Here is a 14,030-nt window from a genome sequence, read left to right on the forward strand (position 1 = left end):
CGAAAAGGTGAGAGATGGACTCGCGGAAGCGCCCCTCACCCGACCGCTACGCGGTCGACCTCTCCCCGTAAGAACGGGGCGAGGCAAAATTCTTTACTTGAACGGAATGGCGTACATCAAGCCGCCCTTGCTCCAGAGGCCGTTGAGGCCGCGCTCGAGCTTCAGCGGGCTGCCTTTGCCGACGTTGCGCTCGTAGATCTCGCCGTAGTTGCCGGTCGCCTTGATCGCCGTGACCAGCCACTTGTTGTCCAGCCCAAGCCGCGAGCCGAGATCGCCGGAGGTACCTAACAGCCGCTGCACCGCGGGCGTCTGCGACTTTGCCATCTCCTCGACATTGGCCTGCGTCACGCCGAGCTCTTCCGCCTCGATCAGCCCGTAATGCAGCCAGGTGATGATGTCGCTCCAGACTTCGTCGCCATTGCGGGTAAAGGGTCCGAGCGGTTCCTTGCTGATGGTCTGCGGTAGCACGACATAGTCGGCCGGGTTTGGCGCGGCGGTCGTGACCGCGCCGGCCAGTGCCGAGGCATCCTGGGTCATGGCATCGCAGCGGCCGCCGAAGAAGGTCTGGTACATGGTGTCGACGCGGTCGAACACCAGCGGCTTCCAGTCGATGCCGTTGGCGCGGCCGTAATCGCCGAGCGTCACCTCATGGGTGGTGCCCTGCGCGACGCAGACGGTGGCGCCCTTGAGATCCTTCAGCTCCTTCACGCCGAGGTCCTTTTTCACGACAAAGCCCTGGCCGTCGTAGAAGTTGATCGGTCCCTGCCGCAAGCCCAGCGTGACACCGCGCAAATAGGTCTGCGTCGAGTTGCGGTAAAGCACGTCGATCTCGCCCGATTGCAGCGCGGTGAAGCGGTTCTGCGCGGTCAGCGCGACATAGCGCACCTTGTTGGGATCCCCTAACACGCCGGCGGCGAGCGCGCGGCAGTAGTCGACGTCGAGGCCCTTGTAATTGCCCTGCGAGTCCGGCGCGGAGAAGCCGGCAAAGCCGGCGCTGACGCCGCACACCAGCGTGCCGCGGCTCTTCACCGTGTCCAGCGTCGCAGCCGACGCCACGCTGCCCGAAGCCGCAAGCAAGCCCGCCGCGATAATCACGTTCCTCATCATGCTACTCTCCCCTCACTGATTGACACTACGCAAGACGTTGTCGACGGCCGTGCCGAGCTTGTCGACAATCAGGTCGATCTCGCCCGCCGAGGCGATGTAGGGCGGCGCCAGCAACACATGGTCGCCGCGGACGCCATCCACGGTGCCGCCGCCGGGATAGCAGCCGAGCCCCTCGGCGAAGGTGGCGGCCTTGATCTTCTGATGCAGCTTGAGCGCCGGATCGAACGAGGTGCGCGTCGCGCGATCGGCGACGAGCTCGATCGCCCAGAACAGGCCGCGGCCCCTGATATCGCCGACATGGCGGTGATTGCCAAAGCGCTCGGTCAGCCGCTGCTCGAGCTGACGTCCGCGCTCCCTGACCTGGTCGAGCAGGGCGTCCTCGCGGATCACCTCCTGCACGGCGAGTGCCGCGGCGCAGGCGAGGGGATGGGCGAGATAAGTGTGGCCGTGCTGAAACGCACCGCTTCCGGCGCGGATCGTGTCGACGATCTTGCCGCTTGCGAGCATCGCGCCGATCGGCTGATAGCCGCCGCCAAGACCCTTGGCGATCGCCTGGATGTCGGGCGCGATGCCTTCCTGCTGCCAGGCATGCGTGGTGCCGGTGCGGCCCATGCCGCACATGACTTCGTCGAGGATGAGCAGCGCGCCATGGCGGTTGCAGATCTCGCGCACCGCCTTGAAGTAGCCATCCGGCGCAGTGACGGCACCGGCGGTGGCGCCGACGACCGGCTCGGCAAGGAAGGCTGCGACGGTGTCGGGACCGAGCCGCTGGAACTCGGCTTCGAGCTCGGCGGCCAGCCGTGCCACGAACGCTGCATCGGACTCGTTGTCGTGCTTCTCGTGATAGGCAAAGGCCGGCGTCACATGGCTGAAGGCGCCGGACAGCAGCGGCGCATAGGGTTCGCGGCGCCAGGCGTTGCCGCCGGCGGCGAGTGCGCCGAGCGTGTTGCCGTGATAGCTCTGGCGCCGCGCGATGAAGTGTTGCCGTTGCGGCTCGCCGCGCTCGATGAAGTATTGCCGCGCGAGCTTGATGCTGGCTTCGATCGCTTCCGATCCGCCGCTGACGAAATAGGCGTAGGCGAGCCCGCCGGGCTCATGGCCGACCAGCGTCTCGGCCAGCCGCTCCGCCGCCTCGGAAGAGAAGAACGCGGTGTGCGCATAGGCCAGTGTCGAGGCCTGCTTCGCCAGCGCCGCGATCACGCGCGGATGCTGATGGCCGAGGCAGGAGACCGCGGCGCCTCCGGAGGCGTCGATCACGCGCCGTCCGTCCTCGGCGAAGAGGTAAACGCCTTCGCCGCCGATTGCCTTCGGCGGCGTCTCGCGCAAGGAACGGTGCAGCACGTGGCTCGTGCGGGTGCCCATGGCTCAACCTTTCTCTGATACGTAGATGGAGGTAGCGGTCAATCGCGCCTCGGTGTCCTGGAGGCGCTTCTTCGCAGCCGCGCCGCCGAGCGAGAACGTCACCGCGGCGAGCGACTGCGCGATCGCGATCGCGCCGGTGAGGCTCGGGAAGAATCCGGGCGAAGACGCAGCTTCAAACAGCAGCACATGGTCCGCGCCTTCGGCCATCGGCGCGGCAACGCTGTCCGCGATCGAGATCAGCGTCGCGCCGGCGCGATAGGCGGCTTGCGCCACCCGGACGCTTGCGCCCGTGTAGGGCGTGAAGCCGATCACGACGACCGCTTCGCCGGCACGGAAGGCGCCGATGTCGAGATCGTCAGGGCCGGAGCCGCCGACGATCTGCACCTCACCCGCGCGGAACAGCCGCAGCTCATAGTTCAGGAGCTCCGCAACACTGCGGCAGCTTCGGAAGCCGGCAATCCAGATGCGCTTGGCGTCGTGCAATGCCTTTGCGGCATCGGCCACGGAGGAGGCCGAGATCCGCGGCAGGCCCAAAGCTTCCGCTTCGAGCTTGTCGCTGATCAGCGCGACGTCGGAATTCGGACCGTGGCGGCGCCCTTTGGCGCGGCCCGAGAAGGGCGAGGTCTGCGACGGCCGTCGCGCTTCGGTCAGCGCCGCGCGCAACGCGTCCCAGCCGGAATAGCCGATCGCCTTGGCAAGCCGCGTGAACGCGGCAGGGTCGGCGCCCGCTTCGGCCGCGAGATCGCGCATCGAGCGGGTGGTGGCGTCGTAGTCATTGGCCGCGACAAAACGTCCGACCTCCTGCAGCCGCATCGGGAGCGATGGCAGTGCGCTGCAGAGTTCGCTCAGGGGTGAGGATTTCGCTGGCTCGGCCATGAAACATTTGTTGCATATATCGCCGATTGGTGCAACAGTTGATGCGCGCCAACGAGGCGCATGGCCGGAAATCGCTGCTTTCAAAGCGCTTTGAGGATTTTTGTGCTGTGACGACCGATAGCCCCAGACCACCGCCGCGCCGGACATTCTCGCTCGCGCTGGGAGGCCCGCAGCTCAAGGGCCTGCTATGGCAGATCCTCGTCGTCGGCATTGCCCTCGCCATCATCGCCTTCCTCTGGTCCAACACCGTTCACAATCTCTCGGCGCGCCGCATCTCCACCGGCTTTGCGTTCCTCGGCCGCGAGGCCGGCATGCCGATCGCCGACAGCCTGCTCGCCTACAGCCCGAAGGACACCTACTTCTGGGCGTTCGTCGTCGGTGTCGCCAACACCTTGCGCGTCGCCGTCATCGGCATCGTGCTCGCGACGATCCTGGGAACGCTGATTGGCATCTCGCGCCTATCGGCCAACTGGCTGCTGTCGCGGCTCGCTGCCGTCTATGTCGAAGTGCTGCGCGACATCCCGCTGCTGTTGCAGCTCCTGTTCTGGTACGTGCTGATGCAGGCGCTACCGGCCGCGCGCGCTGCATGGCGGCCGATCGAGGGTGTCTTCCTGTCCAATCGCGGTCTGATTCTGCCGTCGATCCCGATCGGCGAGGGGCAGCTTTGGGTACTCGGCACCGCCCTTGCCGGCGCGGTCGTGTTTTACGTCATAAGGCGGGCTCTGATCGCGCAGCAGATGCTCGACGGCAGGCCTCGGCCGGCCTGGCCTTTTGCGCTCGGCCTCATCGTCGCGCTGCCGGCGCTGTTGTCGTGGCAGCTCGGTGTGCGCTGGACCATCGCCTGGCCCGAGCTGCGCGGCTTCAACTTCGTCGGCGGGTTGACGCTCGCGCCGGAATATTTTGCGCTGCTGATCGCGCTCGTGACCTACACTTCGGCCTTCATCGCCGAGATCGTGCGCAGCGGCATTCAGTCGGTGTCGCGGGGACAGTGGGACGCCGCCAACGCGCTCGGCCTGCGCCGCAGCTTCATGCTGCGGCAGATCATCCTGCCGCAGGCGCTGCGCGTCATCGTGCCGCCGATGACGAGCCAGTATCTCAACCTCACCAAGAACTCCTCGCTCGCGGTTGCGATCGGCTACCAGGACGTGGTCTCGATCGCCAACACCACGCTGAACCAGACCGGGCAGGCGATCGAGGCGATTGCGCTGATCATGGCGGTGTTCCTGACCATCAGCCTGTCGATCAGCTTCTTCATGAACTGGTACAACGCGCGCATCGCGCTGGTGGAGCGCTGACGATGACGGCGATCACTGACGTTCCGCGCACTGTCCGCCGGCCGCAATCCGGCAACCGCGTGCTGCGCTGGGTGCGCGCCAACCTGTTCTCCTCAATCCCGAATGTGATCATCACGCTCGTGCTCTTCGCAGTGCTCGCCAAGGGCGTGATCAGCTTCGTGCAATGGGGCATTGCGAACGCGGTCTGGCTGACGCCTCCGAATGACTCCAGTGCTTGCCGCGCGGCGCGCGGCGTCGGCGCCTGCTGGGCCGTCATCCCCGAAAAGTACCGCTTCATCCTGTTCGGCACCTATCCGTTCGACGAGCAGTGGCGGCCGGCGCTCGCGGTCCTGCTCTTCATCGCGCTGTTCTACGTCTCGACCCGCCGCGCGTGGTGGCGGCGCGAGCTCGTCTATGTCTGGATCGCCGCGCTCGCGCTAATCAGCGTGTTGATGTGGGGCGGCGTCTTCGGGCTGTCCTTCGTCTCGCAGGACCGCTGGGGCGGATTGCCGGTGACGCTGATCCTGGCGACCTTTGGCCTCGCCTTCGGCTTCCCGCTCGGTATCCTGGTGGCGCTCGGCCGACGCTCCAAATTGCCGGCGATCCGCTCGCTCTGCGTGCTCTATGTCGAACTGATCCGCGGCGTGCCGCTGGTGAGCCTCTTGTTCATGGCAAGCGTGATGTTTCCGCTATTCATGCCCGGCGGCTTCAACATCGACAAGCTGCTCCGCGCGCAGATCGCAATCATCCTGTTCGCCGGCGCCTATCTTGCCGAAGTGATCCGCGGCGGTCTCCAGGCCGTGCCGCGCGGGCAATATGAGGCCGCCGACGCGCTCGGGCTATCCTACTGGCGCAAGCAGCGGCTGATCATCCTGCCGCAGGCCATCCGCCACGTCATCCCGCCGCTGGTCAATACCTTCATCGCCTTCTTCAAGGACACCAGCCTCGTCCTGATCATCGGCATCTTCGACCTGCTGACGACAGCCAAGACCGCAATCATCGATCCCGCCTGGCAGCAGTTTTCGGTCGAGGTCTACATCTTCATCGCCGCGATCTATTTCGCCTTCTGCTTCGCGATGTCGCGCTATAGCCGAAGCCTCGAGGCGCAGACGACGGGACGATGACGTTGGTCGCAACCTGCCGAAAGTTTGCGCTTGCGTAGATTGCTGATCTAAAGTTGTAATACCAGAGATTGAGCTACAGTCGATTTGGCGAGGCCGTCATGCGCGTGGCCGTTTCGCAACAATACATCGTCACTTTGATCGTCGCCGCCGTCATCGGCGTGTCGCCGCTTGCTGCCGAGCCCGCGGGGTTGCGCAGCTATCAGGCCCCGATCGGTGAGAGTTCGATTTCAGGGATTTCGTCAGGCGCATTCATGGCTGTGCAGTTCGGCACGGCCTGGTCGTCGGTCATCAAGGGCGTCGGCGTGGTTGCGGGCGGCCCTTATTGGTGCGCCAAGGCGGACGCGTTCGATGCCGTCACAGGGTACTGGGGGCCGATCTGGCGGGCCACGGGTGCCTGCATGAAAGGGCCCGCGACGGATCTGCATACGAGCGATTTCACGGCAAAGGCCGATGCGAAGGCAGCGGCGGGCGAGATCGATCCGCTCAGCAATGTGAAGAGGCAGAAGATCTATCTCTTTCACGGCTACAATGACGCGGTCGTCGACAAGGCGGCGACCGACGCGACCGCCGATTTCTATCGGCACTATATGGGTGATGCCAATCGCGGCAACCTGTTCTACCAGACCGCGCTAGGCGCGGGCCACTCGTTCGTCGTGACCAGACAGGACGCTCCTGGTCTCAACGACTGCAAGGGCAACGCCGAGCCCTATATCGACCAATGCGGCTACGATCAGGCTGGCATCATCCTGCAGCACATCTACGGCCGCTTGAATCGGCCCAATCCCGCGCAGCTTGCGGGCTCGGTGAAGAGCTTTGATCAATCCGTCTATACCGGGCCGGATGTGCCCGACGCGCTGAGCATGGGCGACACCGGTTACGTGTTCGTGCCTCAGGATTGCGAGCAGGGCGCCCCGTGTCGCGTCCACGTCGCGCTCCACGGATGTAAGCAGGATGTCGGCGACATCGGCCGCCGGTTCGTCGACGAGGCCGGCTACAATGCGTGGGCCGATACCAATCACCTGATCGTCCTCTATCCGCAGACGAAGGCCAGCCCATATCTGCCAGGCAATCCGCAGGCGTGCTGGGATTGGTGGAGCTATGTCGACCATGAAGACAGCTACGTGACGAAGTCCGGATCGCAGATCAGGGCGATCAAAGCCATGCTGGACGCACTCACGGCGGGCAGCCCGGCGTCGGACGACGCGACCGCGTCATCCCTGTCCGCACCTCAGTGGGTCACGGCGATCGATGCGTCGGACACCGGCATCGACCTCGCTTGGTTGCCGGTGGACGGCGTGACTGCCTATCGGGTTTGGCGTGCGGGGACCGATGGTGCGTTCCAGAGGATTGGCGAGGTGACGGGCGCGAGCTTTGCAGATTCCGGCCTTACACCGCAGACGACATACCGCTGGCGCGTCTCCGCCGTTCGGAACGGAACGGAAGGGCCTGCCTCCGAGGACGCGATCGGCACAACGCAGTCGCCGCCTCCTCGCTGCAACGATCCCGGCTCCTGCCCGATCGCCAAATAGCCAGGCAGCACCGCGTCGACCCGCGAAACGAGGCTTTACTTCTTTACCCTCGGATCGATCGGCGTCGTCCCACGCACGCCCAGAATATCCTCCAGCACCTTCGCACCCGCGATCACCTCGGCATCGCCGCGGGGAGTGGCAACCACCTGCACGCCGACCGGCAGTCCGGATGCGGTGAAGCCGCAGGGCAGCGACAGGGACGGGCAGCAGGCGAGCGTGATGGCGGAGACGATGCCGAGCCACTCGATGTAATTGTCGAACCGCTTGCCGTCGCATTCGGCGACATAGCGGTTCTCGATCGGGAACGGCGGTACGATCGTCGTGGGCGTGAGCAGGAGGTCGTAGGTTTTGAAGAACTCAACCGCACGCGCCGTCATCGCAAGGCGTTGCGCCTCCGCGCGCGCGATCTCGTCGACCGTGAGTCTGAGCCCTTCCTCGATGTTCCAGATCACTTCGGGCTTCAACAGATCGCGCTTTTCGCGCAGGAGCCTGGCCTTGCTCATGGCGAAGTCGAGCGCACGCAGCACGTGGAAGCATTCAAGCGCCTCGCGCCAGTCCGGGTGCGCCTCTTCCACGATTACGTCGGCTTCCGCAAAGTGCTCCGCCGCCTTACGCGTGATCGCCTTGACCTCGGGGTCGACGGGCGTGATGCCGAGGTCGGGCGAATAGGCGATGCGCTTCGGCTTCTTGCCCGAGCGGGCCGCGGAGAGGAACGAGGTCGCCGGCGCCGGCAGCGACAGCGGATCGGCCGCATATTCGCCGCTCATGGCGTCGAGCAGCAGCGCAAGGTCCTCGACGTTGCGCGCCATCGGCCCCTGCTGGCCGAGATTGCGGTCGACGCCGGCCGCGGGCGTATGCGCGACGCGGCCGATGCTTGGCCGCATGCCGACGATGCCGCAAAAGCTCGCCGGGCTGCGCAGGCTGCCGCCCATATCGGAGCCGTGCGCGAGCCAAGCCGTGCCGGTCGCAAGTGCCACCGCCGCGCCGCCGGATGAGCCGGCCGCCGACTTCGACGTGTCCCAGGGATTGAGTGTCGCGCCGAACACCTCGTTGAACGTGTTGGCGCCGGCGCCGAATTCCGGCGTGTTGGATTTTGCGTAGACGACCGCGCCATTGCCTTCGAGATGTTCGACCAGAAGGTCCGATCGCACAGGGATGTTGTCCTTGAAGATCGGCGAGCCCTGCGTGTTCAGCACGCCGGCAACGTCGGTCAGATCCTTGATCGGCACCGGCAGGCCGGCGAGCAGCCCGCGCTCGGCGATCGGCTTCTGCATCAGTGCGGTGGCGCTTTTCCGCGCGCGATCGAAGCACAGAATCGGCAGCGCATTGACCTTGCCGTCGACCTCCGCGATGCGCTTCTCCAGCGCGTCGAGAAGATCAAGTGGCGTGACGTCGCCCGAACGCAGTTTGTCGACCACGGCGCAGGCAGTTTCGCGGATCAGGTCTTGGGCTGACAATTAGGATTCTCCTGTTGTTACCAAGTGCGCCGTCATTGCGAGGAGCGAAGCGACGAAGCAATCCAGACTTTCACCGTGGAGACATTTCTGGATAGCTTCGCTTCGCTCGCAATGACGGGAAAACTCAACCCCAACCCGCGCTGATCCCGCCATCCACCGTATAAATGACGCCCGACGTATAACCGGAACGGTCCGAGGCCAGGAACGCGATCAGATCGCCGATCTCGCGCGCATGCGCGGGCCGGCCGAGCGGCAGGCTTTTCTGGAATTCCTTGTAACGGTTCTCGTCGCCAAACTGGTGCTTTGCGCGGGTCTTGAGCAGCGTGACGTGGCGGTCGGTCCCGACCGGGCCGGGATTGATGCCGACCACGCGGATGTTGTCGGCGAGGCTCTTGCCCCCGAGCGCACGTGTGAAGGCCATCAGCGCCGCATTGCCGGCGCTGCCGCAGATGTAGTTGGCGTCGAATTTCTCGCCGGCCGCGCCGATGTCGTTGACGATCACGCCGCCGCCGCGCGTCTTCATCTGGGCGTAGATCATGCGCGTGAGATTGATGTAGCCGAACACTTTCAATTCCCAGGCGTGACGCCAGGTCGCTTCGTCGATCTTGTCGATGGAGCCGCCGGGAATGTCGCCGGCATTGTTGACGAGGATGTCGATCCCGGCGGCTTCCTTGGCGAGCCGCGCGACGTCTTCAGCTTTGCGCAAGTCAACGACGCTCGTCGCCGCATCGATCTGATGCGCCGAGCGCAAACGGTCAGCCAGCGTCTTGAGGTGGTCGCCGCTGCGGGCGGCGAGCAGGAGGTGGCAGCCTTCCTCGGCGAACGCCTCGGCAGCGGCCGCGCCGATGCCTTTGGACGCGCCGGTGATCAGGACGCGCTTGCCACGCAGATGCAGGTCCATGTGGATTCTCGCTGACGTCGGGGAACAGGATGAAATCAGTAGGCGGTCGCCCGTGCCATGGTCAACATTGCAGTGCAGCGTTGCGCTGCTGGCGAGTTTGGTCCATTGCAGGCCTATCAACCAGGGCTCATGGTCGGCCCGGCCAGATCAAGCCAGGACAATTTCCAAAGAAAGCTTCCAGGACAACCAGAATGAGCAAGAAACAATACCGGATCGCGGTGATCCCCGGCGACGGCATCGGCAAGGAAGTGATGCCCGAGGGGCTGCGCGTGCTGGAGGCGGCCGCGAAGAAACACGGCGTCTCCGTGCAGTTCGATCATTTCGACTTCTCGTCCTGCGACTATTACGAGAAGCACGGCCAGATGATGCCTGACGACTGGAAGGAGAAGATCGGCAAGCATGACGCGATCTACTTCGGGGCGGTCGGCTGGCCGGCAAAAATTCCGGATCACGTCTCTCTGTGGGGGTCGCTGATCAAGTTCCGCCGCGAGTTCGACCAGTATGTGAACCTGCGCCCGGTCCGGCTGATGCCCGGCGTGCCGTCGCCGCTTGCGAACCGCAAGCCCGGCGATATCGATTTCTGGGTGGTGCGTGAGAACACCGAAGGCGAATATTCGTCCGTCGGCGGCCGCATGTTCCCGGATACCGACCGCGAATTCGTCACGCAGCAGACCGTGATGACCCGCGTCGGCGTCGACCGTATCCTGAAATTCGCCTTCGAGCTCGCGCAGTCGCGGCCGAAGAAGCACCTGACCTCGGCGACCAAGTCCAACGGCATCTCGATCACCATGCCCTATTGGGACGAGCGCGTGGAGGCGATGGCGAAGAAGTTTCCGGGCGTGAAGTGGGACAAGTACCACATCGACATCTTGACGGCGAACTTCGTGCTGCATCCGGACTGGTTCGACGTCGTGGTCGGCTCCAACCTGTTCGGCGACATCCTCTCCGATCTCGGCCCCGCCTGCACCGGCACCATCGGCATCGCGCCGTCGGGCAACATCAACCCCGAACGCAATTTCCCGTCGGTGTTCGAGCCCGTGCACGGCTCGGCGCCCGATATCGCGGGGCAGGGCATTGCCAATCCGATCGGCATGATCTGGTCGGGCGCGATGATGTTCGAGCATCTCGGCGAGAAGGAAGCCGGCAAGTCGATCGTCGACGCCATCGAGCGCACGCTCGCCGAACGCACGTTGCGCACGAAAGACCTCGGCGGCAACGCCGACACGACCGCCTGCGGCAAGGCGGTCGCGGAGATGGTGGATTAGGCCTCGGTGCGCAGGGTGGGTTAGCTGAAGACTAACCCACCCCTTATGCGGCACAAAAGCGGTGGGTTACGCTTCGCTAACCCACCTTACGATTGCTTCGTCGCGATTTCTTTCGGCGTGCCTCGAACCCGACATCAACGGGCTTCGACAGAGAAGCGGATGACCAAGCCGCGGCGCAACTCTCACCGAAACCCAACCGTGAAACTCCGATGAAAAGTCCTGCTGTCTTTGTCTTGTTTCTGGCGCTGACGCCGACCACAGTCTGCCTGGCCCAGACCGCGCAGAAGCAGGCCTGCAATGTGAACATCGATGTTACCGATACCGACCCCAAGGGCACCAATGTAAGGGCAACTCCGGGCGGAAATGCCATCGCGTTGCTGAAGAACACCACGAGTGACGGCTGGATCGGCGTGCATGTCACCGGCCAGTTCGGTGACTGGTACGAGATCGACCGCGCCAATCTGATCGACGCCGATCAGCCATCAGGCGGCAAGGTCATTTTCCAGGGAAAGGGGTATCTGCACAAAAGTGTGGTGGGCATCAGCGGTCTGCAAAACGGCGGCGTAGTCTATCGCAATCACGATATCCGAACTGACCTGGTCGATTCTCACGTCTCCGGGGATCAGCGTGTCGACATGTTGGGCTGCTGGGGCGAATTTCTCAAGGTTCAGGTCAAGAAGGGCATCGGCTGGACCACGGCGATCTGCACCAACATGAACACGACCTGCAACTGACCATCAGGGCAGCTGCATCGAGCTGGGGCGGAAGGCGTACCCACCACCTATGTGGCCAGAAAAGCGGTGGGTTACACCCAGCGAACTGCGCTTCGCGCAGTGGCAAGGCTAACCCACCCTACGAGTTTCTAGTCCGCGGCGACGACAACGCCCGTCTCTCAAGACGCAACGCCGGCGATCGCCAGCACGGTGTGCATCAATACGTTGGCGCCAGCGGTGCAGTCTGCCTGCGTCGCGTCTTCCAGCTCGTTGTGGCTGATGCCGTCCTTGCAGGGTACGAACACCATCGCCGCCGGCATCACGGTGTTGAGGTTGCAGGCATCGTGACCGGCACCGGAGGTGATGCGGCGGCTGGAATAGCCGAGCGTATTGGCGGCATTCTCGACGGCCGCAATGAGCTTGGGATCAAAATGCGTCGGCACCTTGCGCCAGACCAGATCAAGCTTCACCTCGACCTTGCGCCGCGCGGCGATCTCGGCAATGGCCGCGCGCAGGTTGCGATCGAGCGCGTCCATGATCGCGGCATCTGCGCTGCGGCAATCGATGGTGAAGGCGATCTCGCCGGGGATCACGTTGCGCGAGGGATTTGCGATCACGGCCTCGCCGATGGTGCCGACGGCTTTCGGCCCGTGCCTCTTCGCGATGGCCTCCATCGCCAGCACGATTTCGGACAAGGTCGCCAGTGCGTCGCGGCGCAGCGGCATCGGCGTCGAGCCGGCATGGCTTTCGAAGCCGGTGATATGGCCGTCATACCACAGCACGCCCTGGCCGGAGTCGACGACGCCGATGGTCTTGGCTTCGGCCTCCAGGATCGGTCCCTGCTCGATATGCAGCTCGACGAAGCAGCCGAGCTTCTGGAAGCCGACAGGCTTGTCGCCGCGATAGCCGATCGTATCGAGCGCCTGGCCGACCGTGACGTCCTCGGCGTCCTTGCGCGACAGGATATCGTCGGTGGTGAAATCGCCGACATAGGCGGCGGACGCCATCATCGCGGGCGCAAAGCGCGAGCCTTCCTCGTTGGTCCAGTTCACGACGCAGATCGGCGCCTCGGTCTCGATGCCGGCGTCGTTCAGCGTGCGGATCACCTCGAGCGCGCCGAGCGTCCCCAGAATGCCGTCATACTTGCCGCCGGTCGGCTGCGTATCAAGATGCGAGCCGATGCCGACGGGCAGCTTCGACAGGTCACGGCCCCTCCGCAAGCCGAACATCGAGCCGAGCGCGTCGATGTGCACCTCGAGGCCGGCATCCTCGCACGCATTGCGGAACCAGTCGCGCACCTGCTTGTCCTCGGCGCTCAGTGTCAGCCGCCGCACGCCGCCCTTCTGCGTCGCGCCGAATTGCGCGGTCTCGTGGATGGAGCCCCAGAGGCGGGCGGAATCGATTTGCAGATTGGTGGCGGCTCGGCTCATGCGTCTATTTCCATTCCTGTCAGGCCCAATTTCAATGACGCGCCGTCATCTCCGCGTCAACCGCGAGACTCTTTTGCGCGATCTGCCGCGCGAGATCGGCGACGCGCTCGACGGCGATGACGTCGGGCGAGGCGAGCCAGCTTGCCGTGAAGGTCAGCGGCGTGATGTTGAGGTCGGTATCGAGCAGCTGCAACCGTCCGTCGGCGAGCTCGTTCTCGACGATCGCGGCGGGGATCACCGCGATGCCAAGTCCCTCGACCGCCATGTGGATGACGGTCGCGAGCGACGCGGAGGCATGCAGACGGATCGGGGGCAGCTCGGGCCGGTCGAAGACCTCGCGCACGGCCTCATACGGTCTGGTCTTGCGCGGGAAGGTGATGATCGGAAAGCGCGCAAGGTCCTGCCTGGTGACCGGACCGTGGCCGAGCCCGAGCGAAGGGCTTGCGAGAAAGCCGATCGGATATTCCGTCAGCACGCGGTTATGCACGCCGGAAGCCGATAGCGGTCCGACCACGAAGGCAAGCTCGATCTCCTGTGCCAAGAGGCGCGCTGTGAGGTTCGGCGTGATGTCGACCTCGATCTCGAGCGACAGGTTCGGGTAGATCTCGTTCACGCTCTTGACGAGCCGCGGCAGCCAGGTGTGCACGATGGTCTCGGCGACACCCAGCCGCATCACGCCGCGCATCGCCGACGCGTTGCCGATCTCGGCCATCATCGCCGCGCGCAGGCCGATCAGCTTTTCCGCATAGACCATCATCTGCCGGCCGCTCGGCGTCGGCGAGGCGATCCGATGATCGCGGTTGAGGAGCTTGACGCCCATCTCGCGCTCGAGCTGGGCAATGCGCTGGGAGATCGCCGGTTGGGTGGTGTTGAGCCGTTGCGCGGCCCCGCGGAAGCTGCCGAGCTTCACAACCCAGAGGAAGGTTTCGATCGACCTGAAGTCCAGCATTGGACGGAGTTTTCCAATCGATAAATGGAATTTATCGATCTAT

At 64.5% G+C, this 14,030-nt stretch carries 12 protein-coding genes; 5 read left to right on the top strand and 7 right to left on the bottom strand.

Annotated elements, in window-relative coordinates:
* Window positions 1–93: 93 nt before the first annotated feature.
* Genes YUU_RS0130845 through YUU_RS0130855 form a run of 3 tightly spaced genes read right to left on the bottom strand, consistent with a single transcriptional unit; the run spans window position 94 to window position 3,345 of the window.
* Window positions 94–1,107, bottom strand: coding sequence for an amino acid ABC transporter substrate-binding protein (locus tag YUU_RS0130845; RefSeq protein WP_027525829.1), 1,014 nt, complete (start codon window positions 1,105–1,107; stop codon window positions 94–96).
* Between the two features lie 12 nt (window positions 1,108–1,119).
* On the bottom strand, window positions 1,120–2,469 hold the full coding sequence (locus tag YUU_RS0130850) for an aspartate aminotransferase family protein (RefSeq protein WP_027525830.1): 1,350 nt from the start codon (window positions 2,467–2,469) through the stop codon (window positions 1,120–1,122).
* Window positions 2,470–2,472: 3 nt separating this feature from the next.
* Complete coding sequence (locus tag YUU_RS0130855) at window positions 2,473–3,345, bottom strand: MurR/RpiR family transcriptional regulator (RefSeq protein WP_027525831.1); 873 nt, start codon at window positions 3,343–3,345, stop codon at window positions 2,473–2,475.
* Window positions 3,346–3,452: 107 nt separating this feature from the next.
* Here YUU_RS0130855 and YUU_RS0130860 point away from each other — a divergent pair, with 107 nt between their 5' ends.
* From YUU_RS0130860 to YUU_RS52285, 3 genes are all read left to right on the top strand, one after another.
* Window positions 3,453–4,640, top strand: coding sequence for an amino acid ABC transporter permease (locus YUU_RS0130860; RefSeq protein ID WP_027525832.1), 1,188 nt, complete (start codon window positions 3,453–3,455; stop codon window positions 4,638–4,640).
* Window positions 4,641–4,642: 2 nt separating this feature from the next.
* Window positions 4,643–5,743 (top strand): amino acid ABC transporter permease, encoded by a 1,101-nt coding sequence (locus tag YUU_RS0130865; protein ID WP_027525833.1) that lies wholly within the window; start codon window positions 4,643–4,645, stop codon window positions 5,741–5,743.
* 98 nt (window positions 5,744–5,841) lie between these two features.
* Window positions 5,842–7,272 carry a fibronectin type III domain-containing protein gene (locus tag YUU_RS52285; RefSeq protein ID WP_051389967.1) on the top strand — a complete coding sequence of 477 codons (1,431 nt, stop codon included), beginning with the start codon at window positions 5,842–5,844 and terminating at the stop codon, window positions 7,270–7,272.
* 35 nt (window positions 7,273–7,307) lie between these two features.
* Here YUU_RS52285 and YUU_RS0130875 read toward each other — a convergent pair whose 3' ends face one another.
* The gene (locus YUU_RS0130875; RefSeq protein WP_027525834.1) at window positions 7,308–8,729 is read right to left on the bottom strand and encodes an amidase; all 1,422 of its coding nucleotides are present in this window, start codon (window positions 8,727–8,729) and stop codon (window positions 7,308–7,310) included.
* 124 nt (window positions 8,730–8,853) lie between these two features.
* The gene (locus tag YUU_RS0130880; protein WP_027525835.1) at window positions 8,854–9,630 is read right to left on the bottom strand and encodes an SDR family oxidoreductase; all 777 of its coding nucleotides are present in this window, start codon (window positions 9,628–9,630) and stop codon (window positions 8,854–8,856) included.
* A gap of 191 nt (window positions 9,631–9,821) precedes the next feature.
* Between YUU_RS0130880 and YUU_RS0130885 the strand changes: the two genes are divergently transcribed.
* Both YUU_RS0130885 and YUU_RS0130890 read left to right on the top strand, forming a co-directional pair.
* Window positions 9,822–10,895: a tartrate dehydrogenase gene (locus YUU_RS0130885; protein WP_027525836.1), complete on the top strand. Its 1,074-nt coding sequence runs from the start codon at window positions 9,822–9,824 to the stop codon at window positions 10,893–10,895.
* A 92-nt stretch (window positions 10,896–10,987) separates the two neighbouring features.
* Window positions 10,988–11,629 (top strand): hypothetical protein, encoded by a 642-nt coding sequence (locus YUU_RS0130890; RefSeq protein ID WP_245288143.1) that lies wholly within the window; start codon window positions 10,988–10,990, stop codon window positions 11,627–11,629.
* A 158-nt stretch (window positions 11,630–11,787) separates the two neighbouring features.
* Here the strand turns inward: YUU_RS0130890 and YUU_RS0130895 are convergent, their stop codons facing one another.
* Both YUU_RS0130895 and YUU_RS0130900 read right to left on the bottom strand, forming a co-directional pair.
* On the bottom strand, window positions 11,788–13,038 hold the full coding sequence (locus tag YUU_RS0130895; RefSeq protein ID WP_027525838.1) for a Zn-dependent hydrolase: 1,251 nt from the start codon (window positions 13,036–13,038) through the stop codon (window positions 11,788–11,790).
* A gap of 31 nt (window positions 13,039–13,069) precedes the next feature.
* Window positions 13,070–13,987, bottom strand: a complete 918-nt coding sequence (locus YUU_RS0130900) for a LysR family transcriptional regulator (protein ID WP_027525839.1) — start codon at window positions 13,985–13,987, stop codon at window positions 13,070–13,072.
* Window positions 13,988–14,030: the final 43 nt, after the last annotated feature.

Origin of the sequence: Bradyrhizobium sp. Ec3.3 (genome assembly GCF_000472925.1) — a bacterium.
Classification (GTDB): domain Bacteria; phylum Pseudomonadota; class Alphaproteobacteria; order Rhizobiales; family Xanthobacteraceae; genus Bradyrhizobium.